The sequence below is a fragment of the Terrabacter sp. P5_B1 genome, assembly GCF_056400505.1.
Window position 1 is genome coordinate 1 of record NZ_JBFULD010000024.1, and the last position, 24,062, is coordinate 24,062.

General features: G+C 71.0%; 26 protein-coding genes and 2 pseudogenes. 12 read left to right on the plus strand and 16 right to left on the minus strand.

Annotated elements, in window-relative coordinates; translation table 11 throughout:
- From dapA to AC1DP0_RS03365, 3 genes are all read right to left on the minus strand, one after another.
- Positions 1-854: 4-hydroxy-tetrahydrodipicolinate synthase (gene dapA / locus AC1DP0_RS03355; protein ID WP_478082472.1), on the minus strand; the 854-nt coding region annotated here is incomplete at its 3' end.
- A gap of 200 nt (positions 855-1,054) precedes the next feature.
- Positions 1,055-1,534 (minus strand): dihydrofolate reductase, encoded by a 480-nt coding sequence (locus AC1DP0_RS03360; RefSeq protein ID WP_478082473.1) that lies wholly within the window; start codon positions 1,532-1,534, stop codon positions 1,055-1,057.
- A gap of 28 nt (positions 1,535-1,562) precedes the next feature.
- Positions 1,563-2,378 carry a thymidylate synthase gene (locus AC1DP0_RS03365; RefSeq protein WP_478082474.1) on the minus strand — a complete coding sequence of 272 codons (816 nt, stop codon included), beginning with the start codon at positions 2,376-2,378 and terminating at the stop codon, positions 1,563-1,565.
- 182 nt (positions 2,379-2,560) lie between these two features.
- Between AC1DP0_RS03365 and AC1DP0_RS03370 the strand changes: the two genes are divergently transcribed.
- Positions 2,561-3,535 carry a type IV toxin-antitoxin system AbiEi family antitoxin domain-containing protein gene (locus tag AC1DP0_RS03370; RefSeq protein ID WP_478082475.1) on the plus strand — a complete coding sequence of 325 codons (975 nt, stop codon included), beginning with the start codon at positions 2,561-2,563 and terminating at the stop codon, positions 3,533-3,535.
- Between the two features lie 65 nt (positions 3,536-3,600).
- Here AC1DP0_RS03370 and paaE read toward each other — a convergent pair whose 3' ends face one another.
- From paaE to paaA, 5 genes are read right to left on the minus strand one after another with little or no spacing between them, the layout of a single operon-like run.
- Entirely contained in the window at positions 3,601-4,755 is a 1,155-nt protein-coding gene (paaE, locus tag AC1DP0_RS03375) for a 1,2-phenylacetyl-CoA epoxidase subunit PaaE (RefSeq protein ID WP_478082476.1), read from the minus strand.
- Positions 4,756-5,265, minus strand: coding sequence for a 1,2-phenylacetyl-CoA epoxidase subunit PaaD (gene paaD, locus AC1DP0_RS03380; RefSeq protein ID WP_478082477.1), 510 nt, complete (start codon positions 5,263-5,265; stop codon positions 4,756-4,758).
- Complete coding sequence (gene paaC, locus AC1DP0_RS03385; RefSeq protein WP_478082478.1) at positions 5,262-6,077, minus strand: 1,2-phenylacetyl-CoA epoxidase subunit PaaC; 816 nt, start codon at positions 6,075-6,077, stop codon at positions 5,262-5,264. Before paaC ends, paaD begins: the two co-directional genes overlap by 4 nt.
- The gene (paaB, locus tag AC1DP0_RS03390; protein ID WP_478082479.1) at positions 6,074-6,412 is read right to left on the minus strand and encodes a 1,2-phenylacetyl-CoA epoxidase subunit PaaB; all 339 of its coding nucleotides are present in this window, start codon (positions 6,410-6,412) and stop codon (positions 6,074-6,076) included. Before paaB ends, paaC begins: the two co-directional genes overlap by 4 nt.
- Positions 6,409-7,455, minus strand: a complete 1,047-nt coding sequence (paaA, locus tag AC1DP0_RS03395; RefSeq protein ID WP_478082480.1) for a 1,2-phenylacetyl-CoA epoxidase subunit PaaA — start codon at positions 7,453-7,455, stop codon at positions 6,409-6,411. The genes paaB and paaA overlap by 4 nt, the downstream gene beginning before the upstream one ends.
- 91 nt (positions 7,456-7,546) lie before the next feature.
- Here paaA and AC1DP0_RS03400 point away from each other — a divergent pair, with 91 nt between their 5' ends.
- From AC1DP0_RS03400 to AC1DP0_RS03415, 4 genes and pseudogenes are all read left to right on the plus strand, one after another.
- On the plus strand, positions 7,547-8,194 hold the full coding sequence (locus AC1DP0_RS03400) for an N-acetyltransferase family protein (protein WP_478082481.1): 648 nt from the start codon (positions 7,547-7,549) through the stop codon (positions 8,192-8,194).
- A complete protein-coding gene (locus tag AC1DP0_RS03405) occupies positions 8,191-8,895 on the plus strand; it encodes an AzlC family ABC transporter permease (RefSeq protein ID WP_478082482.1) in 705 nt (234 codons plus the stop codon). Before AC1DP0_RS03400 ends, AC1DP0_RS03405 begins: the two co-directional genes overlap by 4 nt.
- Entirely contained in the window at positions 8,892-9,206 is a 315-nt protein-coding gene (locus AC1DP0_RS03410) for an AzlD domain-containing protein (RefSeq protein ID WP_478082483.1), read from the plus strand. Before AC1DP0_RS03405 ends, AC1DP0_RS03410 begins: the two co-directional genes overlap by 4 nt.
- Positions 9,207-9,566 (plus strand): annotated as a pseudogene (locus AC1DP0_RS03415) (MmcQ/YjbR family DNA-binding protein); the annotation flags it as partial. It abuts the gene before it with no gap.
- A gap of 214 nt (positions 9,567-9,780) precedes the next feature.
- Here the strand turns inward: AC1DP0_RS03415 and trhO are convergent.
- Together trhO and dapB are read right to left on the minus strand one after the other, a co-directional pair.
- Entirely contained in the window at positions 9,781-10,644 is an 864-nt protein-coding gene (gene trhO, locus AC1DP0_RS03420) for an oxygen-dependent tRNA uridine(34) hydroxylase TrhO (protein ID WP_478082484.1), read from the minus strand.
- A 28-nt stretch (positions 10,645-10,672) separates the two neighbouring features.
- The gene (gene dapB / locus AC1DP0_RS03425; protein WP_478082485.1) at positions 10,673-11,461 is read right to left on the minus strand and encodes a 4-hydroxy-tetrahydrodipicolinate reductase; all 789 of its coding nucleotides are present in this window, start codon (positions 11,459-11,461) and stop codon (positions 10,673-10,675) included.
- Positions 11,462-11,854: 393 nt separating this feature from the next.
- Between dapB and AC1DP0_RS03430 the strand changes: the two genes are divergently transcribed.
- Together AC1DP0_RS03430 and AC1DP0_RS03435 are read left to right on the plus strand one after the other, a co-directional pair.
- On the plus strand, positions 11,855-12,700 hold the full coding sequence (locus tag AC1DP0_RS03430; protein ID WP_478082486.1) for a polysaccharide deacetylase family protein: 846 nt from the start codon (positions 11,855-11,857) through the stop codon (positions 12,698-12,700).
- Positions 12,697-13,971, plus strand: a complete 1,275-nt coding sequence (locus AC1DP0_RS03435) for a YncE family protein (protein ID WP_478082487.1) — start codon at positions 12,697-12,699, stop codon at positions 13,969-13,971. The genes AC1DP0_RS03430 and AC1DP0_RS03435 overlap by 4 nt, the downstream gene beginning before the upstream one ends.
- A 500-nt stretch (positions 13,972-14,471) precedes the next feature.
- Here AC1DP0_RS03435 and AC1DP0_RS03440 read toward each other — a convergent pair whose 3' ends face one another.
- Together AC1DP0_RS03440 and rpsO are read right to left on the minus strand one after the other, a co-directional pair.
- Positions 14,472-16,712, minus strand: a complete 2,241-nt coding sequence (locus AC1DP0_RS03440; protein WP_478082488.1) for a polyribonucleotide nucleotidyltransferase — start codon at positions 16,710-16,712, stop codon at positions 14,472-14,474.
- A gap of 167 nt (positions 16,713-16,879) precedes the next feature.
- A complete protein-coding gene (rpsO, locus tag AC1DP0_RS03445) occupies positions 16,880-17,149 on the minus strand; it encodes a 30S ribosomal protein S15 (protein WP_030146552.1) in 270 nt (89 codons plus the stop codon).
- A gap of 241 nt (positions 17,150-17,390) precedes the next feature.
- Between rpsO and AC1DP0_RS03450 the strand changes: the two genes are divergently transcribed.
- Positions 17,391-17,549: a DUF6131 family protein gene (locus AC1DP0_RS03450; protein ID WP_442279023.1), complete on the plus strand. Its 159-nt coding sequence runs from the start codon at positions 17,391-17,393 to the stop codon at positions 17,547-17,549.
- 82 nt (positions 17,550-17,631) lie between these two features.
- Here the strand turns inward: AC1DP0_RS03450 and lpdA are convergent, their stop codons facing one another.
- Positions 17,632-19,029, minus strand: a complete 1,398-nt coding sequence (lpdA, locus tag AC1DP0_RS03455; RefSeq protein ID WP_478082489.1) for a dihydrolipoyl dehydrogenase — start codon at positions 19,027-19,029, stop codon at positions 17,632-17,634.
- Positions 19,030-19,203: 174 nt separating this feature from the next.
- Between lpdA and AC1DP0_RS03460 the strand changes: the two genes are divergently transcribed.
- The gene (locus tag AC1DP0_RS03460) at positions 19,204-19,509 is read left to right on the plus strand and encodes a DUF3311 domain-containing protein (RefSeq protein WP_478082490.1); all 306 of its coding nucleotides are present in this window, start codon (positions 19,204-19,206) and stop codon (positions 19,507-19,509) included.
- Entirely contained in the window at positions 19,506-21,179 is a 1,674-nt protein-coding gene (gene mctP / locus AC1DP0_RS03465; RefSeq protein WP_478082491.1) for a monocarboxylate uptake permease MctP, read from the plus strand. Before AC1DP0_RS03460 ends, mctP begins: the two co-directional genes overlap by 4 nt.
- Positions 21,180-21,287: 108 nt before the next feature.
- Here the strand turns inward: mctP and AC1DP0_RS03470 are convergent, their stop codons facing one another.
- Positions 21,288-21,602 (minus strand): hypothetical protein, encoded by a 315-nt coding sequence (locus tag AC1DP0_RS03470; protein ID WP_478082493.1) that lies wholly within the window; start codon positions 21,600-21,602, stop codon positions 21,288-21,290.
- Positions 21,603-21,612: 10 nt separating this feature from the next.
- Between AC1DP0_RS03470 and AC1DP0_RS03475 the strand changes: the two genes are divergently transcribed.
- Positions 21,613-21,885 (plus strand): hypothetical protein, encoded by a 273-nt coding sequence (locus tag AC1DP0_RS03475; RefSeq protein ID WP_478082494.1) that lies wholly within the window; start codon positions 21,613-21,615, stop codon positions 21,883-21,885.
- On the opposite strand, the pseudogene AC1DP0_RS03480 reads toward AC1DP0_RS03475, so the two are convergent.
- Positions 21,841-22,161, minus strand: a pseudogene (locus AC1DP0_RS03480) (FUSC family protein); the annotation flags it as partial. The gene AC1DP0_RS03475 and the pseudogene AC1DP0_RS03480 sit on opposite strands and share 45 nt — an antisense overlap.
- Here AC1DP0_RS03480 and AC1DP0_RS03485 point away from each other — a divergent pair.
- A complete protein-coding gene (locus AC1DP0_RS03485) occupies positions 22,067-22,285 on the plus strand; it encodes a hypothetical protein (RefSeq protein ID WP_478082495.1) in 219 nt (72 codons plus the stop codon). The pseudogene AC1DP0_RS03480 and the gene AC1DP0_RS03485 overlap by 95 nt on opposite strands.
- Positions 22,286-22,390: 105 nt before the next feature.
- Here AC1DP0_RS03485 and AC1DP0_RS03490 read toward each other — a convergent pair.
- Positions 22,391-24,062: penicillin-binding transpeptidase domain-containing protein (locus AC1DP0_RS03490; RefSeq protein WP_478082492.1), on the minus strand; the 1,672-nt coding region annotated here is incomplete at its 5' end.

Below are 24,062 nucleotides of genomic sequence, written 5' to 3' on the forward strand. Positions count from 1 at the left end.
AGCCGGGTCTGCTCGTCGTCTGCGTGCACGAGCGGCAGCCGCACGGCCGGCGAGTCGATGAGTCCCTGGGCGGTCAGGCCGGCCTTGGCCATGATGGCGCCCTGGGTGACGTTCATGACGGCGTTGACGAGCGGGACGAGGCGACGGTGCACCGCGCGGGCGTCGTCCCAGCGTCCGGCGACGACGGCGTCGGCCATCTCGCGGTAGGCGCCGGGTGCGACCTGCGACGTGACGCCGACGAAGCCGACGGCGCCGTTGACGAAGTGCGCCAGGTTCATCGCGTCGTCGCCGGRGTACCAGTCGAGGCCGGTCTCCTGCATCATCTCGCCGGCGAACCAGAGGTCGCCGCGGGCGTCCTTCACCGCGGTGATGCGGTCGTGCTCCGCGATGCGCAGATAGGTCTCGCGGGCGATGGCGGTGCCCGAGCGGCCCGGGATGTCGTAGACCATGACGGGCAGGTCGCTGGCGTCGGCGAGCGCCGTGAAGTGGGCGACGAGCCCAGCCTGCGGAGGCTTGCTGTAGTACGGCGTGACGGCCAGGACCGCGTCCGCACCGGCCTTCTGGGCCAGGCGCACCGACTCGACGCTCTTGGCGGTGTCGTTGCTGCCGGCGCCGGCGATGATGACGCACCGGTCTCCGACAGCGCCGATGACGGCGCGGAGCAGCTCGTCCTTCTCGTCCGCCGAGGTCGTGGGCGACTCGCCGGTCGTGCCCGAGACGACGAGGCCGTCGTGCCCCGAGTCGACGAGGTGCGCCGCGACCCGCTGGGCGGCGTCGAGGTCGATCGAGCCGTCGGGCCGCATGGGCGTGACGATCGCCGAGAGGACACGTCCGAGGGCGGGTGCGTCAACCATGCGCCAAGGTTAGCGCCCGTGCCCTCACGCTCGGCGCCGCGCCCACCTCGGGCGTGCCAGCCGGCCGGTCACGAGGACACAAGCGGCGAGGCACTACTCGCTCGGGGGTCCGAGTAGTGCCTCGCCACTCCCTACATCGCAGGGGGTCGACGGGCGTTACAGCGCCAGCTGAGGTTTTTCGGCAGCGTGCGTATGCCGTGTCACCGGCGCCGCTCGTAGGTGACCCAGGCGAAGCCGGGGTGCTCGTCCCGCGCCGTCTCGGTCCAGTCGGCGGGGTCGATCTGCGGGAAGGTGACGGAGCCGTCCGGGGACTGGTCGACCTCGGTCACGAGGAGGCGGACGGCATACGCCATCGCCTGGCGGTAGACCTCTCCGCCGCCGACGACGAAGACCTGCTCGGCGTCGGCGACGCGGTCGAGCGCGTCGGGCAGGGAGTGCGCGACCTCGACGCCGGGTGCGGCCCAGTCCGGCTGCCGGGTGACGACGATGCTGCGCCGACCGGGCAGCGCACCCATCGAGTCGAAGGTCCGCCGACCCATGACCATCGGGTGGCCCATCGTCGTGCGCTTGAAGAACTTGAGGTCCTCCGAGAGGTGCCACGGCATGGTCAGGCCGTCGCCGATGACCCCGTTGCGCCCGACGGCGGCGATCATCGTCACGTTCGGCCAGGCAGTCGTCATGGCGCCAAGGCTCCCAGACGGACGTGGTTCAGACGGCGATGGGTGCCTTGATACCCGGCTCGGCGACGTAGTCGAGCAGCTGGAAGTCGTCGAGGTCGAAGTCGTCGATGTTCGTCTTGCCGGGCGTGATGCGCATCGTCGGCAGCGGGTGCGGCGTGCGGGTCAGCTGCAGCCGGGCCTGGTCGAGGTGGTTGAGGTAGAGGTGGGCGTCTCCGAGCGTGTGCACGAACTCGCCGGGCTCGAGGCCGGTCAGCTGCGCGACCATCTGGGTCAGCAGCGCGTAGCTCGCGATGTTGAAGGGCACGCCGAGGAAGATGTCGGCGCTGCGCTGGTAGAGCTGGCACGAGAGGCGCCGGCGGCCGTCAGGCCCTTGCGGCGAGACGTAGAACTGGAACATCGTGTGGCAGGGCGGCAGGGCCATGTCGTCGACGTCGGCGACGTTCCACGCCGAGACGATGAGGCGGCGGCTGTCGGGGTTGGTGCGGATCTGCTCGATGACCTTGCCGATCTGGTCGACGCGGCGGCCGTCGGGCGTCGGCCACGAGCGCCACTGGTAGCCGTAGATGGGGCCGAGGTCGCCGGTGGCGGGGTCGGCCCACTCGTCCCAGATCGAGATGCCGCGCTCCTGGAGCCAGCGCACGTTGGTGTCGCCGCGCAGGAACCACAGCAGCTCACCGATGATCGAGCGCAGGTGCAGCCTCTTCGTCGTCATCGCCGGGAAGCCGTCGGCGAGGTCGAAGCGCATCTGGTGGCCGAAGACGCTGAGGGTGCCCGTGCCGGTCCGGTCGGACTTCTCCTGGCCGTGGGTCAGGACGTGGTCGAGGAGATCGAGATACTGCCGCACGCTGGCAGCCTAGCCCGCGCCACCGGCATCCCCCCGCCGCGCGCCGCCGTATGCCGCCGTATGCCGCTCCGCGTGTGCATCCGGTGGGGTCCTGACCCCGCCAGGTGCACACAGCACCGGCCCGAAGGACGACCTGTGGAGGACTGAGACGCGACAGGGCTCCTCGCCGCGACCATGGCCGGATGCGCGCCGACCGGTTCATCGAGCAGTCACCGCGGCTGCGCGCGCGGGTGCTCGGTCAGGCCGGTCTCGTCACCCGGAGCCAGGCGCTGACCGCAGGAATCGGCGTCGAAGCCCTTCGCTGGGCGGTGGCCTCGGGACGATGGGCAGCGGTTCATCCCGGCGTCTACCTCACCACTCCCGGCCGAGACGACTGGGAGGTCCGTGCCGTGGGTGCGCTCCTGTCGGTCGGCGGACTGGTCGCGCTGTCCGGCGCCAGTGCGCGTTTCGCCTGGGGCTTGGAGCGCCACGAGCCCCATGTCCTGCACCTCATCGTCCCCGCCGACCGGCGTGCGCCCGTCCGCGAGGGCATCCGGGTCACCCGCACCCGGCACTTCGAGGAACGGGTTCACGCGTCGGCGTGGCCGCACCGGACGACGGTCGAGCACAGCGTCCTCGAGGTGCAGGCGCGCGATCCGGTGGACCGGGTGCTCGCCCAGGTTGCGCGCGCGTGCCAGCAGCAGCTGACCACCGAGGCCAGACTCAGCGCAGCACTGGCGTCCCGTCCGGGCCAGCCGCACGGCGCCCTCCTGCGCGAGTGCCAGGGCGACATCGGCTCCGGTGCCGAGTCAGCGGCGGAGATCCGCTACATCCGCGACGTCGAGCGGGCGCACGGCCTGCCGACCGCGACGCGGCAGGCCGTCCTCGGCCAGGACCGCCGCTGCGACAACCTGTTCGAGGCGCAACAGCTCGTCCTGGAGGTCGACGGACGCCTGGGGCACGAAGGCTGGGCGGGCCGGGTCCGAGACGGCGTCCGGGACCGGGCTGCCGCTCGCGAGGGCCGACTCACCGCGCGGGTCTTCTGGAACGATGTGGCCGTGACGCCGTGCGAACTGGCCGACGAGGTGGGCGCCCTGCTGCAGCTGCGCGGATGGACCGGATCGGTGCGGCCCTGCCGTCGACGAGACTGCGCAGTCGGACTCGGAGCGGCGGCCTGAACCGGCCGTGTGCATCCGGCGGGGTCCTGACCCCACCAGGTGCACACACGAGGGCGTGGCGGCGGTCAGGCGTCGTAGTCGAGGCTGACCGCTTCGGTGACCGGGTGGCTCTGGCAGGCGAGCACGATGCCCGCTGCGACCTCCTCGGGCTCGAGCGCGTAGTTGCGATCCATCCGCACCTCCCCCGAGACGAGACGCGCGCGACACGTGCCGCACACGCCGTTCGTGCACGAGAACGGGGCGTCGGGCCGGGCCCGCAGCGTCGCGTCGAGGATCGTCTCCTCGCGGCTCGGCATCGGGATGACCGTCGAGCGGCCGTCGAGGTTGACCGTGACGGTGGCCTCGGGCGGCGCACCGGCATCGACGACGACCGTGCGCCGGGGCTCGGTGCCGTCGTCGACGTGGAAGATCTCGTGGTGGATGTGGCGCGTGTCGACGCCGCGCCCCGTGAGCAGCGCCTCGGCCCCGGTGACCATGCCGAACGGCCCGCAGAGGTACCACTCGTCGACGGACCCGACCGGCAGCAGCGAGTCGAAGATCGCGGTGAGCCGCTCGGTGTCGAGGCGGCCGTGGAAGAGCTCGACGTCCTGGGCCTCGCGGGACAGCACGTTGATCAGGTGGAAGCGGCCCGGGAAGCGGTTCTTGAGGTCCTCGAGCTCCTCGAGGAACATGATCGAGCTCGTGCGCCGGTTGCCGAAGAGCAGCGTCGCGCGCGAACCGGGCTCGTCCTCCAGGGCGCTCGTCAGCAGCGAGAGCACCGGTGTGATGCCGGAGCCCGCCGCGATGGCGACGTGATGGCGTATGCCGTCCGACCGGGGCGCGCACGTGAAGGACCCCTGTGGAGTCATGACCTCGACGACGTCGCCGGGCACGACGGCGTCGTTGAGCCAGTTCGACATCCGGCCCTCGGGCACCCGCGCCGCCGCGACCCGGAGTCGACGCCCGGCGGGATCGGCGCGACGTGACTGGCAGATCGAGTAGGACTGGCGCACGTCGTCGCCGTTGATCGTCGCGCGCAGCGTCAGGTGCTGCCCGGGCTCGAAGGCGAACTCCTCGACGAGGTCCTCGGGGACGGCGAAGGTCACGGCGACGGCGTCCTCCGTCAGCCGCTCGACCGAGGAGACGGCGAGCGGATGGAAGCGCGCCCGGTGGCGCGCGGCCGAGCTGGTCGGCGCGGTCGATGAGAGGTCGGCCGCGGCCGGGGTGGTGACGTCGGTCATTCAGATGGCCTTGAACTCGTCGAAGGGTTCGAGGCACGCGTTGCACCGGCGCAGGGCCTTGCAGGCGGTCGAACCGAAGTGGGCGATCTCGGAGGTGTCGGTGGACCCGCAGTGTGGGCAGGCGACGACATGACGGCTGAGGGTCACGGCGACCGGGCCGTACGACTCGCCCGTCGGAACCGGCCCGGGCGGCGCGATCCCGAAGCGCTGCAGGGCCGCTCGGCCCTCGTCGCTCATCCAGTCGGTCGTCCACGCCGGCGACAGCCGGGTGCGCACGTCGGCGGCATACCCCTGGCGGGCGGACTCGAAGACGATGCGGGACGCGATGGCCTCCATGGCGGGGCACCCGCTGTAGGTGGGCGTGATCGTCACCGCGACGGTGTGCGCCTGCTCGTCGACCTCGATCGCACGGAGGATGCCGAGCTCGGCGATGCTGATGACCGGCACCTCGGGGTCGGGGATGCGCGAGATCGCCTGTGCGACAGCGGACTCCACCGCCACGGCACTCACCACGTCGCGCCGGGATGGGAGCGTGCGATGTGCTGCATCTCGGCGAGGAGGTAGCCCATCGGCCGCGAGTGGATGCCGGCACGACCGCCCCGCGAGCGCCACCGTGAACCGTCGGGCAGGGTCAGCGTCGCCTGCTCGACGACCCGCGCGACCCGGTCGACGACAGCCCCGTGCAGGGCCGAGGGCAGCACGCCCGCGCCGAGACGTGCGGCGAGCACGGACGCCTCGTCGTCGTCGAAGAGCTCCGCGAGGTAGGGCAGGACGCGTTCGAGGGCGGCCTGCATGCGGCGGGAGGACTCCTCGGTCCCGTCACCGAGGCGCACGACCCAGAGCGAGGCGTGGTCGAGGTGGTAGCGCACCTCCTTGAGCGCCTTGCCCGCGACGCCCGCGACGACGTCGTCGGCCGAGCCGGTCAGGGCCGTGTGGAGCTCGACCTGGTAGGCCGAGAACCACAGCAAGCGGGCCATCTCGTCTGCGAAGTCGCCGCGCTCCTGCTCGACGAGGTGGACGTTGTGCCACTCGCGTTCGTCACGCTGCATGGCGTAGTCGTCCTCGCTGCGACCGGTGTCGTCGATCGAGCCGATGTAGGGGTAGAGCCCGCGCGCCTGTCCGAGGAGGTCGAGCGCGATGTTGCCGAGCGCCATGTCCTCCTCGATCTGCGGGGCGTTCGTCATCCACTCGCCGAGACGCTGCGCGTAGACCATCGCGTCGTCGGCGAGGCCGAGGAGGTAGGCGGCATACGGCTTGGCGTCGGGAGCGGCGCCGGTGTTCTCGGCGGCACCCGGCAGCGGTGAACTTTGTGGGGTGCTCATAGGTACTCGACATCCTCGGGCACGTCGTAGAACGTCGGGTGACGGTAGATCTTGTCGCCGGCCGGGTCGAAGAACGAGTCCTTCTCGGACGGGCTGCTCGCCGTGACGTCATCGGCCTTGACGACCCAGATCGAGACGCCCTCCTGGCGGCGGGTGTAGACGTCGCGCGCGTTGCGCAGGGCGAGCTCGGCGTCCGGCGCGTGGAGGGAGCCCACGTGCACGTGCGACAGTCCACGCTTCCCGCGGACGAAGACCTCCCACAGCGGCCAGCTCCGCTCGGCCGGTGTCACGGGTGGCGCCGGCGCCGTCGGGCTCGTGGTGTCGACTCCGCTCACGCGGCACTCTCCTCGTGCTTGGCGGCGTGCTTGGCGGCGTACGCGTTGGCGGCCTCGCGGACCCAGGCGCCCTCGTCGTGGGCCCGGCGGCGGTGCTCGATGCGCTCGGCGTTGCACGGGCCGTCACCGCGGAGCACCTGCCAGAACTCGTCCCAGTCGATCTCGCCGAAGTCCCAGTGGCCGCGCTCCTCGTTCCAGCGCAGGTCGGGGTCGGGCAGGACGATTCCCAGCTTCTCGGCCTGCGGGACCATCATGTCGACGAACTTCTGGCGCAGGTCGTCGTTGCTGAACCGCTTGATGCCCCACGCCATCGACTGCTCGGTGTGACCGCCCTTGGTGGCGGCCTCGCCGGTGTCGGGCGGGCCGAACATCGCGAGCGCGGGCCACCACCACCGGTCGGCGGCGTCCTGGGCCATCGCCCGCTGCGCCTCGGTCCCGCGCATGAGGTTCCAGAGGATCTCGAAGCCCTGCCGCTGGTGGAAGGACTCCTCCTTGCAGACCCGGACCATGGCGCGGGCGTAGGGCCCGTAGGAGCAGCGGCAGAGCGGCACCTGGTTCATGATCGCCGCGCCGTCGACGAGCCAGCCGATGGCGCCGCAGTCGGCCCACGTCAGCGTCGGGTAGTTGAAGATCGAGGAGTACTTCTGCTTGCCGTCGTGGAGCCGCTCGAGCAGCTCCTGCCGGTCGATGCCGAGGGTCTCGGCGGCCGAGTAGAGGTAGAGCCCGTGGCCGGCCTCGTCCTGGACCTTGGCGATGAGGATCGCCTTGCGGCGCAGCGACGGGGCGCGGGTGATCCAGTTGCCCTCGGGCTGCATGCCGATGATCTCGGAATGCGCGTGCTGGGCGATCTGCCGGATCAGGGTCTCGCGGTACGTGTCGGGCATCGCATCGCGCGGTTCGATGCGCTGGTCCGCCGCGATGAGGGCGTCGAAGTCGTCCCCGACCGTGTCTCGCCGGTCGTCGTGCGCCGCCGACGCGTCGTAGGCGTCGGTCTCGGCCGCGTTCAGCGGTTCGTTCGGGTCGATGACGTCGTTGCCATGCATGAGTCCAGTATGCGAGATGGGGCCGGGGGCGTCCAAAGCCGGGGTGCCTTGGCTGGGGAAGGGCGTCCTCGCCGCCTGAGAGGATGCCGGGGTGGCACACGACGAGCAGACGCCCCACCCGCACGACCACGGACACGACCACGGACACGCGCACGAGCCCGGCCCGGTGGCCGACGCCAGCGTCCGCATCGCCCGGGTCAGCGACGCCCCCGCCGTGGGCCTCGTCCAGGCCGTCGTCTTCCGGGAGGCGTATGCCGCTGTGCTCGCTCCTGAGGTCCTTGCCACGTTCGAGCCACGGGCGTTCGCGAACGCCTGGCGGGCGACGCTCGAGGGCGACCAGTCCGGCGACGGTGTGCTGCTCGTGGCGTGTGCCGGCGAGCAGGTCGTCGGGTTCGCCGCGGTCGGGGCCTCTGACGACGGCGACGCGGACGCCTGCACGGCCGAGCTGCTCGTGCTCGGCGTGCACCCGGAGGCCCGCCGCCAGGGGCACGGCTCACGCCTGCTGCACGCCGTGGTCGACACGACCCGCGGCCGCGGGCGGTCCGAGCTCGCCGCCTGGGTGCTGGCGGGCGACGATGCCACCCGAGGCTTCCTCACCGCCGCCGGCATGGTGGCCGACGGTGCGCGCCGCGAGCGCGTCGTGTCGCAGGACGGCGGCACCACCGGTGAGATCCGCCTGTCGGCGGCCGTCATCGACAGCGAGGACGGCGAGGACCGCGAGGACACGGAGCCGGCGTGACCTCGGCGCCAGACTTCGGCCGAGCCGACCCGGGGGTGCGGCGCGCGGTCGTGCGCCAGGGCCTGTCCGTGGGCGTGGCCACCGGCGCCTACGGCGTCAGCTTCGGTGCGCTCGCCGTCACGGCCGGGCTCGACACGTGGCAGGCGATGGCCCTCTCCCTGCTGATGTTCACCGGCGGCTCGCAGTTCGCCTTCGTCGGCATCATCGCGAACGGCCTGCACGCGGCCCCGGCCGCGATCGCCGCGTCCTCGATGCTCGGGATCCGCAACGGTCTCTACGCCCTCGAGCTGACCCACCTGCTCGGCGTGCGCGGGCCCCGTCGCGTCGCCGCGGCGCACCTGACCATCGACGAGTCGACCGCCGTCGCCGTGGCCCAGGACGACGAGCGCACGTCCCGGCTGGGCTTCTGGCTCACCGGCGCCACGGTCTTCGTGCTGTGGAACCTCGCCACGCTCGCCGGTGCCCTCATCGGCAACCTCATCGGGGACCCGCGCACCTTCGGTCTCGACGCCGCGGCGTGCGCTGCGTTCACCGCCCTGCTCTGGCCGCGCCTGCGCCACCGGGACGCGGTGGCGATCGCGATCGTCGGCGCCGTCGTGGCGGTCGTGCTGTCGCCGACGATGCCACCCGGCATACCCGTCGTCGCGGCGGCGGCCGCCGCGCTGCTCGCCTGGCGAACGCCGCGGCGGGAGCAGACGTGAACCTCTGGACCGCGCTGCTCCTCGCAGCCGCAATCGCCTTCGGGCTCAAGCTCGCCGGTCACCTCGTGCCGGCACAGCTGCTCGATGCGCCGCGAGTGCGACGCATCACGGCAGCCCTGCCCATCGCGCTGCTGGCCGCCCTCGTCGCGACCCAGGCGTTCACCGGTCCGGGCGGCGTCCTCGTGCTCGACGCGCGCGCGGCCGCCGTGGCCGTCGCCGTCGTGGCGCTGCTGCTGCGCGCGCCGTTCATCGTCGTGGTGGCCCTCGGGGCTGCGACGGCGGCGCTCCTGCGCGCCCTGGGCTGGGCCTGAGCCGTGGCCGACGCCGACGATGTGCGCCGGCTGGCCCTCGCACGGCCCGGCGCCGAGGAGATCGACAGCGCGGGATTCGACTTCCGGGTCGGCAACAAGGGTTTCGTCTGGTCCTACCCCGAGCGCGTGCCGGGTCGGCGGCGCGTCATCCGGACCGACATCGCGGTGCTCTTCGTGGGTGACGAGGCCGAGAAGCAGGCCCTCGTGCTGGGTGAGCCCGACCTCTTCTTCACGACGCCCTCCTACGACGGCCTGCCGCTGGTCATGGTGTGGCTCGAGCGTGTGGACGTCGACCGGCTCGCCGAGCTCGTGACCGACGCCTGGCGGATGCGCGCCCCGGCCGAGCTGCTCGACGACTGACGCGTCGGGAACTGCGCACTCGACCATCGAGTGCCCAACTCCCCACCACCCGGACCCGCARGGAACTGCACACTCGASCATCGAGTKCCCACTTCCCCACACCCGGACCCGCAGGGAACTGCRCACTCGASCATCGAGTTCCCACTTCCCCACACCCGGACCCGCAGGRAACTGCACACTCGAGCATCGAGTGCCCATCGGGTCACGGCCGGGATCAGGCGTGGGCCTGGCACACCGGTTGGAGCGGCCGCCCCGGCAGGTCCTCGCGGTTGTGCATCCCGCTCGTGGGCGTCCCGCAGACGTGGCAGGCGGCACGGTGGACGGCGTCATCGCTGAAGCCCACGGTCATCCGCTCGTCGAAGACGTAGAGGTGCCCCTCCCAGAGACCCCGGTCGCCGCGTTGCTCGCCGTAGCGCACGATGCCGCCGTCGAGCTGGTAGACCTCCTCGAAGCCTCGCGAGCGCATGAGGCTCGTCAGGACCTCGCACCGGATGCCGCCCGTGCAGTAGGTGACGACCGGACGGCCCTTGAGGTCGTCCCAGCGACCGTCGTCCAGCTCGCGGACGAAGTCGCTCGTGCGCCGGATGTCCGGCACGACCGCGCCGCGGAAGCGCCCGACCTGTGCCTCGACGGCGTTGCGCCCGTCGAAGAGCACGACCTCGTCCCCGCGCTCGGCGACGAGGGCATCGAGCTCCTCGGGGCGCAGCCGGGTGCCGCCACCGACGACCCCGTGCGCGTCCACCACGACCTCGTCAGGCACCCCGAAGGACACGAGCTCCTCACGGACCTTGACGACCAGTCGCGGAAAGTCCAAGCTGCGCCCGCCGTCGTCCAGCCGGGTCCCGTCACTCCACTTCACGTCGATGTCGCCGAACGGCGCATACTCCCGCGTCTTGCGGACGTAGGTCTTGAGGACGGTCACGTCCCCGCCGACCGTCGCGTTGATCCCTTGTGGGGACAACAGGATCCGGCCGCGCAGGCCCAGACCCTCGCAGAGGTCGCGCTGCCACAGGCGCACGGCATCAGGGTCAACGAGCGGACGGAACGCGTAGAAGAGAACGACCTTGGGGATGGCCACGACAGACTCGACCGGTGCTCGAGCCGGCTCAGGCCAGGCCGAGGTAGTGCTCGAGCCCGACCGTCAGTCCGGGGTGGTCCCCGACCGCGCGCACCGCAGCGATGACGCCCGGCATGAAGCTGGCCCGGTCGAACGAGTCGTGTCGCAGCGTCAGCATCTCCCCCGCGTTGCCGAGCAGCACCTCCTGGTGGGCCGTGAGCCCGCGCAACCTGACGGAGTGCACGGGTATGCCGTCCACCCGGGCGCCGCGGGCCCCGTCGGGGTCGTGCGTCGTCGCGTCCGGCGGAGGTGTGCACCCGGCCGCGGACCGTGCCTGCCCGATCATCGCTGCGGTGCGCGCGGCGGTCCCGGACGGGGCGTCCACCTTGTCCGGGTGGTGCAGCTCGATGACCTCCACCGACTCGAAGAAGGGAGCAGCCTTGGCAGCGAACGACATCATGAGCAGCGCCCCGATGGCGAAGTTCGGCGCGATGAGGACTCCGACGCCGGCGCCGGTCGCAGCGGGAGGCGCGTCGGCGAGCTGGGCGCGTAGGATCTCGAGCCGCGCGTCGTCCCACCCGGTGGTGCCGACGACGACGTGAACGCCCCGCTCGACGCAGTGGGCGACGTTGGCCGGGGAGGCGCCGGGGACTGTCAGCTCGACGGCGACCTCCGCCCCACCGAGGTCGCCGAGGTCGTCGCCGGAACCGTAGGCGCCGACGAGGGACAGTCCGCGAGCGCCCTCGACGGCTCGCGCCGCCTCGGACCCCATCCGGCCGTTCGCTCCGATGACGGCGACCTTGGTGTCGCGGGACGGCTGGGGTGTCGTGTCGCTCACCCGGCCAGCCTAACGAGCCGACTCGGCCCCGGAGGCGGGGCACACGGCATACGGACTCGTGCGTCACATCCGCCTCGGGGAGCCGGCCGCGCGACGCACACGGGTGACCGGCGCAACGACGTGCTCGCCCGCTGAGCTCCGGATCCCTGCGGCTGTACGCCGGCAACGGAGCGGGGGCGCTGGCCCTCGGCGTGGAGGTCGTCGGTCGCGGCGGGAACATCTTCAACGCCGTCGTGGGCGTCGCAGACTTCAACGGGGACCAGCGTGCTGACCTCGTCGCACAGCGCACGAGCGATGGCAACCTCTACCTGTACGCCGGGACCGGACGCCGGAGCGCGGGGCCGCACGGCGTGGTCCCAGCCGACCTTCAGCACGTTGGGCCATGATGCTCCGGTGCCTGAAGAGCCTCCTGTCGTCGGTCGCCGGGCGCTGATCGGCGGAGGCCTGGCCTCCGCCGTCGGCCTCGGCCTCGCTGCCTGCTCGACGAACGATTCCCCGGTCGACGGGCCGACGCCCTCCTCGACCGCGACCCCGGGGAGCCCGACAGGCTCCGCTCCGTCGTCGGCCTCCGCGCCCCGGACGTCGGCAGCGACCACCTCCGCGGCGCAGGCGCAGTCGGTTCCTGCGGTGCTGCGCACCCCGGGCGACGATGTCCGACAGGGCAGCTCGTCGGTCCCCGCGCTGGCCCTGACCTTCCACGGTGCGGGCGACCCGGCGCTGACGCACCGCGCGCTCCAGATCCTCGGCGACCACGGTGCCCACGTGACGGTCTTCGCCGTGGGCACGTGGCTCTCGGACCACCCCGAGCTCGGTCGCGCCATCGTCGCTGCAGGCCATGACCTCGGCAACCACACGTGGTCGCACCAGACACTCCCCCGGCTGTCGTCGKCCGCGGCCACGGCCGAGATCGAGAAGGGCGCGAAGGCCGTCGCCGCGATCGACGGGTCCTCCCCGTACCTGTTCCGCCCCTCGGGGACGCCCACCTCGACACCCACCATCAGGGCGGCCGCCCGTGCCAGCGGCTACGCGCGCTGCATCTCCTACGACGTCGACCCGGCGGACTACCAGGACCCGGGCTCCGCAGCCGTGGCGGCGCGAACGCTCGACGCCGTGCGCGCCGGGTCCATCGTCAGCCTGCACCTCGGGCACGCCGGAACCATCGAGGCCCTGCCGACCGTCCTCGCCGGTCTTGCCGCGCGGGGGCTCCACGCCGTCACGATGACTAGGTTGGTCGCATGATCAGGGCACGAGCGGGCCGCACCCGCGTTCTCGTGGTGGGCGCTGCCGTCCTGCTCTCCGTCGCGGTCAGCGGGTGCACGAGCCCGCAGACGGGCACGGAGGCCCAGACCTCGGTCATCCGGACGTCACGTCCCATCACGCCGTCCACCACCACCGCGACGAGTGACGCCCAGCAGCAGTCCGCCACGACGACGCAGGCGGTCGAGGGGCCCTATGCGCACACCGGCGCCAACGCGCTCACCGGCGCGGCGCTGCACGCCAAGCGACTGATCTACGTGCCGAACCAGGTGGCGGGCACGCTCGAGGTGATCGACCCCGACACGCGGCACGTCCTCAAGCACGTCCGGGTCCCGAGCTCGCCCGAGCACGTCGTGCCCACGTGGGACATGACCCGCCTGTGGGTCAACTCTGACAAGGGCGATGCCCTCACTCCCATCGACCCGGCCACCGGGGAGGTCGGCCGGCCCGTCGCCGTCCGCGATCCGTACAACCTCTACTTCACCCCGGACGGCAAGTACGCCCTCGTCATGGCCTCGCGGTTCCGGGCCATCGACGTCCGCGACGCGCACACGATGAAGCTCGTGCGGTCGCTGTCCGTGCCGACCTGCGCGGGCGTCAACCACGCCGACTTCACCGCCGACCTGAACACGTTCGTCGCCAGCTGCGAGTTCAGCGGCCGTCTCGTCGTCGTCGACGCCGCGGCCACCCGCGTGGAGAAGGTCATCGACCTCAACCAGGTGAAGACGCCGGGCGCGACGCCCCCGAACAGCAGCATGGGCGGTCCACGGAACGAGCTCGCCAAGGGCGCCACGGCGATGCCGCAGGACGTGCGGCTGACGCCGGACGGCCGATGGTTCATGGTGGCCGACATGCTGCGCAACGGCGTGTGGTTCATCAACTCGGCGACCTTCACCTACGACCACTTCGTACAGACCGGCATGGGCGCCCACGGCATCTACCCCTCCCGGGACGCGCGCCGCCTGTTCGTCTCCAACCGCGACGAGGGATCGATCACCGTCTTCGACGCCGCGACCGACCGACCCACGACGACGTGGAAGCTGCCGGGCCACGCCACTCCCGACATGGGCGGGGTCACCGCCGACGGCTCGCAGCTGTGGCTGAGCGGGCGCTACAGCGCGGAGGTCTACGTCATCGACACCCGCGACGGTCACCTCATCGCGCGGATCCCGACCGACGCGGGCCCCCACGGGCTGCTCGTCTGGCCCCAGCCCGGCCGTTTCTCGCTCGGCCACACGGGGAACACCCGATGACGACGGCGGCGTCCGCACGGCAGGTGGGGCGGCGCCCCCAGCGGTGAGCACCTCACCCCGAGCGACCTGCTCACGGCGTGGACGCCCGACCCCGAGGGCTTGGCGCGGTGCCTGCTCGCGGTGGTGCCCTACGTCCTCCTCGTGCGACACGCCGCCGGGGCCGGCTCACGACCGGCGGCGGGGCGCATCGTGCTCTACGCCGTCGTCGTGGCGTCAGCGGCCTCGACCCGCTCCTCGACCAGAAACTGGGCGGCGGGGCTCTGCTTGCCGTGGCCGGGTCGGTCGGACTCCGGATCATCGCTGCGGTCTTCCTCGATTGGGTGCGAAGCGACGAGCGCGACGCTCGCGCCTCCGACCTCCTCGAGGACGAGACCTCCCGGGCAGCGACAACCCAGCCACGCCCCGAGACCTGCTCGTCCAGCGCCCCTGCCCTCGGCGCATGCGAGCGGCCCGCCACCCCGGTGGGGTGACGGGCCGTCCATGCGATCCGAACGAGTCGGTCAGACCTCGGCAGGAGCCTCGGTCGAGTCGGCGTCGGCGGTGCCGGYGCCGCCCTCACCCTCGGGGAGGACCGCCGCGAGGCTGAGCTTGCCGCGGGGGTCGATCTCCTTGAGCTCGACCTGGATCTTCTGGCCGATCTTGACGACGTCGTCGACGTTGTCGATCCGCTTGCCGCCGACGAGCTTGCGCACCTCGGAGATGTGCAGCAGGCCGTCCTTGCCGGGCAGCAGCGAGACGAACGCACCGAAGGTCGTCGTCTTGACGACGGTGCCGAGGAAGCGCTCCCCGACCTCGGGCATCGTCGGGTTCGCGATGGCGTTGACCGCCGCGCGAGCCGCCTCGGCCGAGGGGCCGTCGACCGCACCGATGAACACCGTGCCGTCGTCCTCGATCGAGATGTCGGCGCCCGTGTCGTCCTGGATCTGGTTGATCATCTTGCCCTTCGGGCCGATGACCTCACCGATCTTGTCGACGGGGACCTTCACCGTGATGATGCGCGGGGCGTACGGGCTCATCTCGTCGGGCACGTCGATGGCCTCGGCCATGACGTCGAGGATGTGCAGCCGCGCGTCACGGGCCTGGGTCAGCGCGCCGGCGAGGACCGACGCCGGAATGCCGTCGAGCTTCGTGTCGAGCTGGATGGCCGTGACGAACTCCTTGGTCCCGGCGACCTTGAAGTCCATGTCACCGAAGGCGTCCTCGGCACCGAGGATGTCGGTGAGGGCGGCGTAACGCGTCTCACCGTCGACCGTGTCGGACACGAGGCCCATCGCGATGCCGGCGACCGGGGCGCGCAGCGGCACACCGGCGTTGAGCAGCGACAGGGTCGAGGCGCACACCGAACCCATCGAGGTCGAGCCGTTCGAGCTGAGCGCCTCGGACACCTGACGGATCGCGTACGGGAAGTCCTCGCGCGTCGGCAGGACCGGCATGAGGGCCCGCTCGGCGAGCGCGCCGTGACCGATCTCGCGGCGCTTGGGCGACCCGACGCGGCCGGTCTCACCGGTGCTGTAGGGCGGGAAGTTGTAGTTGTGCATGTAGCGCTTGCGCGTCACCGGCGAGAGGGTGTCGAGCTGCTGCTCCATCTTGAGCATGTTGAGCGTCGTGACACCCATGATCTGGGTCTCGCCACGCTCGAAGATCGCCGAGCCGTGCACGCGCGGCAGCACCTCGACCTCGGCGCCCAGGGCGCGGATGTCGGCGAGGCCACGGCCGTCGATGCGGACCTTGTCGCGCAGGATGCGCTCGCGGATGAGCTTCTTCTGCACGGAGCGGAAGGCGGCGGAGATCTCCTTCTCACGCCCGGAGAACTGCTCGGCCAGCTGCGCCTTGACGGCGTCCTTGACCTCGTCGAGACGGCCCTCGCGCTCGGACTTGCCGGCGATGGTCAGCGCGGCGGCGGTGTCACCGGCCGCGGCGGCCTCGACAGCGGCATACACGTCGTCCTGGTAGTCCAGGAAGATCGGGAAGTCCTGCACCGGCTTGGCGGCCTTGGCGGCGAGCTCGGCCTGGGCCTCGCACAGCACCTTGATGAACTTCTTCGAGGCCTCGAGGCCCTCGGCGACGACCTCTTCGGTCGGRGCCTGCTTGCCCTCGTTCTTGACAAGGTCCCACGTCGACTCGGTCGACTCGGCCTCGACCATCATGATCKCGACGTCGTCACCGACGACGCGACCGGCGACGACCATGTCGAACACCGAGCGCTCGGCGTCGGAGAAGTTGGGGAACGCGACCCACTGGCCGTCGATGAGCGCCACACGCACGCCGCCGACGGGGCCGGAGAACGGCAGACCCGAGATCTGGGTCGAGGCCGACGCGGCGTTGATGGCGAGCACGTCGTACTGGTGGTCGGGGTTCAGCGAGAACACCGAGATGACGACCTGGACCTCGTTGCGCAGACCCTTCTTGAAGGTCGGGCGCAGCGGCCGGTCGATGAGGCGGCAGGTGAGCACGGCCTCGGTCGAGGGGCGACCCTCGCGACGGAAGAAGCTTCCGGGGATCTTGCCGATGGCGTACATGCGCTCTTCGACGTCGACCGTCAGCGGGAAGAAGTCGAACTGGTCCTTCGGCTGCTTGCCGGCGGACGTGGTGGACAACAGCATCGTGTCGTCGTCGAGGTACGCCGCGACGGCGCCGCCGGCCTGCTTGGCCAGGCGTCCCGTCTCGAAGCGGACGGTGCGGGTGCCGAACGAGCCGTTGTCGATGACGGCTTCGGCGAAGGTGATGTCTGGACCCTCCATGTGGGCCCTCGCTTTCTTTTTCTCATGTGCCGCGCACATCGTCGTTGTGTGCGTGGTTCCTTCTTCGGGCCGGCTGGCCCTGGTGCGGTACCGACGGACGTCGGGCGCCTGCACCTACGACGAAAGGCGGTCTCCGCAGGACGCGGTGACCGCCTTTCGTCACGAACTCATCGACGCAGGCCGAGCCGCTTGATCAGCGAACGGTAGCGCTCGATGTCGGTCGCCTCGAGGTAGCGCAGCATGCGCTTGCGGCGGCCGACCAGCAGGAGGAGACCACGACGGCTGTGGTGGTCGTGCTTGTGGGCCCGAGAGTGCTCGGTCAGGTCCTTGATGCGCTGCGTCAGCATCGCGATCTGGACCTCGGGCGAGCCGGTGTCGCCCTCGACCGTGGCGTACTCGGTCATGATCTGCTTCTTCACGTCAGCGTCCAAAGGCATGGATGAACCGACTCCTTCTCATTCTCGTTGCGCGGTGCTCCAGGGCATGTCCACCTGGGCGCTATCGATCCGCGGCCGGTCAACGGCGTCTCCAAGCGTAACAGCGGCCATCGCGGTGCCCTAATCGGCCCATCCGGGATGCGTGACCGTTTTGTGACTATTGCGACGTTGGGAGACGGCCGCGGTGTGGGTATGTCTTGTGTTGCTCGGGGAACCCATCTTGAAGGAGCTAAGCGACACCATGATCGTTCTCGGACTCATCTTGCTGATCATCGGACTTCTGGTGAAGTCCCTCAGCATCCTTGTGACCATCGGCGCCATCATCCTGGTGGTTGGCATCGTGCTCTTCGTGCTCGGCGCGACGGGTCGCGCCATCGGCGGACGGAAGCACTGGTACTGATCGGTCGCAGCAACCGTCAAGCCCAGGACGCCCCCGCGGATTCCGCGGGGGCGTCCTGCTGTGTCGGCTGGGGAGCCGATGCTCAGAGATTGATCATGTGCCCGGCGATGCCCTCGATGGCTTCCTTCACGGCCTCGCTCAGCGTCGGGTGGGCGAAGACGTTGCGAGCCACCTCGTCCGCGGTCAGGTCCCACTGCTGGGCGAGCGTCAACGCCGGCAGCAGCTCGGTCACCTCCGGCCCGATCAAGTGGGCGCCGAGCAGCTCGTTGTGCTCCGCGTCGGCGACGATCTTGACGAAGCCCACGCCCTCGGCCATGCCGCGTGCCTTGCCGTTGGCCGAGAAGGGGAAGCTGGCCGTCTTCACGTCGTGACCCCTCTCCTTGGCCTGCGCCTCGGTGTAGCCGAACGAGGCGATCTGCGGCTGGCAGAAGGTCGCCCGCGGGATCATGTCGAAGTTGAGCTCCATCGTCTCGACGTCCGCGATGGTCTCGGCGGCCACGACGCCCATGGCCTCGGCGGTGTGCGCCAGCATCAGCTTGGCCGTGACGTCACCGATGGCGAACACGGTGGGCACGCTCGTGCGCCCGCGACCGTCGACGGCGATGGCGCCGCGCTCGGTCATCTGCAGGCCCAGGGACTCGAGGCCGTAGCCCTCGGTGCGCGGGGCGAAGCCGAAGGCGGCGAGGAACTTGTCGGCCGTGAGGACGGTCTCGTCTCCCCCGGCGGCCGGGGCCACCGTGACGCGCACGCCGGAGCCGGTGTCCTCGACGTTCTTGACGGCGGTGGACAGCAGGACCTTGACGCCGAGCTTCTTGTACTGACGCAGCAGCTCCTTGGACACGTCGGGGTCCTCGGTCGGCACCATGCGGTCGAGGAACTCGACGATGGTGACGTCGACGCCGAAGTTCTTCATGACGTAGGCGAACTCGACGCCGATGGCGCCCGAGCCGCCGATGACGATCGAGGACGGCAGGTCGGCGTCGAGGATCTGCTCCTCGTAGGTGACGACGTTGTCACTGACCTGCATGCCGGGCAGCATCCGCACCTGGGCGCCCGTGGCGATGATGAGGTCATCGAAGGTGACCGAGCGGGACGAGCCGTCGTTCAGGGCGACGTCCATCGACGTCGCCGAGGTGAGGGTGCCCCAGCCGTCGATCTCCTCGATCTTGTTCTTCTTCATGAGGTAGTGGACGCCCTTGGCGCTCGCGTCGGCCACGGACCGGCTTCGCGCATGCGTCGGGCCGTAGGACATCGTCGCGTCGCCCTCGATGCCGAACGTCTTCTTCTCGTGCGTGATGATGTGGGCGATCTCCGCGTTCCGCAGGAGCGCCTTGCTGGGGATGCAGCCGACGTTGAGGCAGACGCCGCCCCAGTACTGCTTCTCCACGACGGCGACCTTCTTGCCGAGCTGCGACGCGCGGATCGCCGCGACGTAGCCACCAGGACCGGCACCGAGGACAACGACATCGAAATCAGCCATGTCGACACCCTATCCGTGCGCCCGAGACGTCCGGGACGCGCCCGTCCGCACATCACGATCTGGACAGACCTTGGCAACTCGCTGTGTCGAAGTCCACCTGAGAGGCCCGGGCGGGAGTAAGTTTCCGCGACGCACGGCCGAACTCTTCCGGCCCGACCAACGGAGGTCACCCGCGTGAGTACCACTCCGCACCGCCACCAGGCGCCGCCGGCGAACAAGGGCCTGCTGGCCCTGGCCGCTGTGCTCCTCGCCATCCCCATCGTCGCCCTGATGCTCGTGGGCACCTACGCCAAGGACGAGCCGCGTCTCGCCGGCTTCCCCTTCTTCATCTGGTACCAGTTCCTCTGGGTCATCATCTGCTCCGTGCTCACCTACACGGCCTACCGGATCGTGCTCAAGGCACGTCCGCACGTGCCGATGAACCCCGAGGGTGATGCCTTCCTCGACGACGACGCGTCCCGAAAGGACGGCACCCGATGACCGCCATCGCACCGGCCGCCGACACGGGTGGCGTCAACGGCGTCGCGCTCGCCGTCCTCATCTTCTTCTTCGTCGTCGTGGCCGGCGCCGGCTTCTGGGCCGCGCGTTGGCGGCGCCCCGAGAGCATGGAGAGCCTGGAGGAATGGGGCCTCGGAGGGCGCTCCTTCGGCACCTGGGTGACGTGGTTCCTGCTCGGCGGCGACCTCTACACGGCCTACACGTTCGTCGCGGTGCCCGCCGCGATGTGGGCCTTCGGCGCCGTCAACGGCTTCTTCGCCGTGCCCTACACGATCATCCTCTACCCGATCATCTTCGTCTTCATGTCGCGCCTGTGGTCCGTCTCGCACCGTCACGGCTACGTGACGCCGGCCGACTTCGTCCACGGGAGGTCCGGCTCGCGCGGCCTGTCCCTGGCGGTCGCCGTCACCGGCTTCCTCGCGACGATGCCCTACATCGCGCTGCAGCTCGTCGGCATCCAGGCCGTGCTCGAGGTCGCCGGCGTCGGCAGTGGCGGCAACTGGGTCGCGAAGGACCTGCCGCTCTTCGTCGCGTTCCTCGTCCTCGCGCTCTACACCTACACCTCGGGCCTGCGCGCTCCGGCGCTCATCGCCTTCGTCAAGGACATCCTCATCTACATCGTCATCATCGTCGCCGTGATCTACCTGCCCTCGAAGGTCGGCGGCTGGGGGCACGTCTTCGACTCCGCCGAGCAGAAGATGAAGACGACGACCAACGCGGCGACGGGCAACCCCAACGTCTTCATCCCCGGACCGAAGGCCTACTGGGCCTACGCGACCCTCGCCCTCGGGTCGGCGATGGCGCTGTTCATGTACCCGCACTCGGTCACGGCGACGCTGTCGGCCAAGGGCCGCAACACGATCCGCAAGAACGCCGCGATCCTGCCGGCATACTCGTTCCTGCTCGGCCTGCTGGCCCTGCTGGGCTGGGTCGCGATCGCAGCCGGCACCAAGCCGGTCGGGCTCGACGGCAAGGTCAACGGGCAGCTCGTCATCCCGCAGCTGTTCGAGGACATGTTCCCGTCGTGGTTCGCCGGCGTCGCCTTCGCCGCCATCGCGATCGGTGCGCTCGTGCCGGCGGCGATCATGTCGATCGCGGCGGCCAACACCTTCACGCGCAACATCTACAAGGCGTGGCTCAAGCCCGACGCGACGGTGCAGCAGGAGGCCAAGGTCAGCAAGCTCACCTCGCTCGTCGTCAAGGCGTTCGCGCTGATCTTCGTGCTGACGCTCGACAAGAGCAACGCGATCAACTTCCAGCTCCTCGGCGGCATCTGGATCCTCCAGACGTTCCCCGCGCTGGTGTTCTACCTCTACACGCGGTGGTTCCACCGGTGGGCGCTGCTCGCCGGCTGGGCGGTCGGCATGGTCTACGGCACGCTGGCTGCCTACAACGTGACGAACAAGGCGACCGGTGCGCCCTTCGCGGGGTCCGTGGCCAACATGCCGGTGGTCGGCCAGCTCGGCTACATCGCGGTGACGGCCTTCGCGCTCAACGTCGTGGTGGCCGCGGTGCTGACCCTCGTCCTGCGCGCCCTCAAGGCGCCCGAGGGCAAGGACGAGACGATCCCCGCCGACTACTTCGCCGACGCGGGCGACCCCAAGGTCGAGAAGATCGACGTTGGTCCGCACGAGCTGACGCCGTCCGCCTGACGGGTCAGAGCACGTATGCCGCAGGGCCGGGTCCGCACGGACCCGGCCCTGCGCACGTCCCCCAGTCGCCGGACGGGGGTGACGGGGAGACGTCGGGCGGGGGGCGGGTCACGACGCGCGGGGGCGTTCGGGCGGCAGGGCGGCGATGGCCTCGTCGACGTCCAGCCCGGTCACCTGGAGCAGGTCCACGATCGTCGACCGGATCTGGGCGAGGACGGTCTCGGTCGCGAGGCTCGGGGTGCGCGGCACCTCCCCCGTCGCCGTCGCGACGAGCAGCAGTGCGGGCCGGCCGATCTCCGGCGAGGCGTTCTCCGACAGGGCCCGCCCGATGACGTCCGTGGCGGCCGCGAGCTCGAGCAGGAGCGACTCGTAGCCGGGCGGCAGGGACTCGCCGCGTCCGACCGCCACGGTGACGCGGCGCACGAGCACCCGCGTGCTGCGACTCGGTACCGCGGGCCGAGGCGAGCACTTCCGCCGCCCCCTCGACGTCCCCGTCGTGGGCACTCGCCGCGGCGCGCCGGAGCAGCTCCCCGATCTTGCGCACCGCCTCGGCGGCCGCGACCCGGGGGCGTCGCAGCGGCGCCTGGGGCACGACGGTCGCCGCGACCAGGGCGACGCCGCCACCGATGAGCGCGTCGGTCCAGCGACCGAAGGCCTGGCCGGGCGTCGCGACCAGCGCCGCAATGACGATGCCCTGCACGGCTGACTGGGTGACGATGACCGGGCTGCCGTCGAGGAGGGTCGCGATCGCCATCGAGACGAGGACGACGGCCGAGATCTGCCACGGACCGCTGCCCGCGACGTGCACGAACACATCCGCCGTGAAGACGCCGACCGCCACCCCGATGGCGACCTCGAAGACCCTCCGCAGCCGCTGCCCGTAGGACATGCCGAGGCAGACGACGGCCACGATCGGGGCGAAGAAGGGCGACGGGTGGTGGAACACGTCGGTCGCGACCCACCAGCCGACACCCGCCGCCACGGCGCACTGGACGATGAGGAAGATCCGTGACCGCAGCCGCTCGAACCGGGTGCGGACGCTGAGTCGGCTGTGGTCCCAGGCGCGGTCGAGGGCCTCGACGACCGGGGCGTCGCTCCTCAGGTAGTCGTCCACGGACGCACCTCTCGTCAGGTCCCGCCCCGGGTCGGACGGGAGTCGTGCAGGATCGTGCGGATCGTGCCGGTCGTGCCGGTCGTGCCGGTCGTGCGGGCTAGAGGCCCAGGGCAAGGATGGCATCGAAGATCTGTCGCACGGCAGGGGCCGCGACCTTCGAGCCGGAGCCGCCCTGCCCGACGACGACCACGACGGCGTACTTCGGCTTCGTCGTCGGTCCGTAGCCCGCGAACCACGCGGTGGCCTGCTTGCCGAACACCTCGCCGGTCCCCGTCTTGCCGGCGAGCGGGTAGCGGTCCTGCGGGAAACCCGTGAAGGCCGTACCCGCCGAGCCACCGGGGCGCGTCACGTCGCCCAGGGCGGAGCGGACATAGGCCAGCACGTCGGGTCGCAGGGGCACCGTGGCGACCCGCCTCGGCGGGATCGCCGCCGCCGCCCCGGCCGGCGTCCGGTAGCCGGCCGCCACCTGCGGCTGCCACAGCGTGCCACCGTTGGCGATCGCGGCGTAGACGCCTGCCATCTGCAGGATCGTCACGGCCGTGTCGCCCTGCCCGATGGAGAAGTTCACGGCGTCACCGGCGCGGTACTGGTAGCCCGTGGAGCAGTTCTCGGACGCGAGCCGCGTGAGGTAGTCGGCCCGAGCCTTGTCGGTGCGCGCGACCTCGGGATAGCCGGTGCTCGCCCGCTTGCACGTCTGCGTCCGGGTCGCGAGCCAGTACTGCTCCTTCCACGCGCGGTCGGGGACGCGACCGGCCGCCTCGCCGGGCAGGTCGACGCCGGTGCGCCGGCCGAGCCCGAAGGCCTTCGCCATCGCGACGAAGGGGTCTGCGGCCGTCACGGGGGCTGTGAGACCCCCTTGCGCCAGCCACGCGGCATACGCGAGGCGGTAGAAGACGGTGTCGCACGAGACGACGAGGGCCTTGTGCAGGTCGATGGGGCCGTAGCCGCGCGACTCGTAGTTGTTGAAGACGCGGCCGCCGACCGAGACGTTCGGCGAGCAGTCGAAGGTCCCCGTGAGGTCCGCCCCGGCGTTGACGGCCGCAGGCACCGAGATCACCTTGAACGTCGACGCGGGCGGGAAGGTCTCGGCGGTGAGCCGGGACCGGAGCGGCGTGCCGGCCCGCTCGTCGGTCAGGCGCGCGAGGTCGGGGGCGGTGATGCCGCCGGCGAAGGCGGACGGGTCGTAGGAGGGGTAGCTCGCGGCGGCCACGACGGCGCCGTTGGTGACGTCGAGGACGACCGCGGCGGCAGTGTCCGCGCGCAGGTGGTCGGCGCGGGCCGCGGCGACGGCCCGGACGAGGGCGGCCTCCGTGCGGGCCTGCAGCCGGGCGTCGAGGTGGGTGACGACGTCACGCCCGGGCACGGACGGGGTCGAGCGGACGGTGCCCGTCACGATCCCGCGCGGGTCGATGGCGACGACCGTGCTGCCGTTCGAGCCGCGCAGCACGGAGTCGTACTGCTCCTCGAGACCCGACCTGCCGACGGCGTCCTCCGCGTCGATGCGTCCCTGGCCACGCGTCACGTCGTCGGCGCCGGCCCGGGCGACCCAGCCGAGCAGGTGCGACGCGAGGGCGCCGTCGGGTCGTGGGTAGGCGCGAGCGGGCTCGGCGGTGACGCCGATGCCGGGGAACTTCTCCGGCTGCTCCAGCAGGGTCAGGGCCCGACGGGCGTCGACGCCGCTCGCCACCGGGATGGGCACGTAGGGCGAGCCGTTGAAGCAGGCGGGCGCGGCCGGAGCGCCCTCGGTCCCGCACAGCATGGTCTTGCCC

What these genes read in the sequence shown, in the direction of transcription:
- AC1DP0_RS03435 (WP_478082487.1), top strand. Translation starts at nt 12,697, where the DNA reads ATGATCAGGGCACGAGCGGGCCGCACCCGCGTTCTCGTGGTGGGCGCT.
- lpdA (WP_478082489.1), bottom strand. Translation starts at nt 19,029, where the DNA reads ATGGCTGATTTCGATGTCGTTGTCCTCGGTGCCGGTCCTGGTGGCTAC.
- AC1DP0_RS03370 (WP_478082475.1), top strand. Translation starts at nt 2,561, where the DNA reads ATGCGCGCCGACCGGTTCATCGAGCAGTCACCGCGGCTGCGCGCGCGG.
- paaA (WP_478082480.1), bottom strand. Translation starts at nt 7,455, where the DNA reads ATGCATGGCAACGACGTCATCGACCCGAACGAACCGCTGAACGCGGCC.
- paaC (WP_478082478.1), bottom strand. Translation starts at nt 6,077, where the DNA reads ATGAGCACCCCACAAAGTTCACCGCTGCCGGGTGCCGCCGAGAACACC.
- mctP (WP_478082491.1), top strand. Translation starts at nt 19,506, where the DNA reads ATGACCGCCATCGCACCGGCCGCCGACACGGGTGGCGTCAACGGCGTC.
- AC1DP0_RS03485 (WP_478082495.1), top strand. Translation starts at nt 22,067, where the DNA reads ATGCCGAGGCAGACGACGGCCACGATCGGGGCGAAGAAGGGCGACGGG.
- AC1DP0_RS03450 (WP_442279023.1), top strand. Translation starts at nt 17,391, where the DNA reads ATGATCGTTCTCGGACTCATCTTGCTGATCATCGGACTTCTGGTGAAG.
- rpsO (WP_030146552.1), bottom strand. Translation starts at nt 17,149, where the DNA reads ATGCCTTTGGACGCTGACGTGAAGAAGCAGATCATGACCGAGTACGCC.
- AC1DP0_RS03360 (WP_478082473.1), bottom strand. Translation starts at nt 1,534, where the DNA reads ATGACGACTGCCTGGCCGAACGTGACGATGATCGCCGCCGTCGGGCGC.
- paaE (WP_478082476.1), bottom strand. Translation starts at nt 4,755, where the DNA reads ATGACCGACGTCACCACCCCGGCCGCGGCCGACCTCTCATCGACCGCG.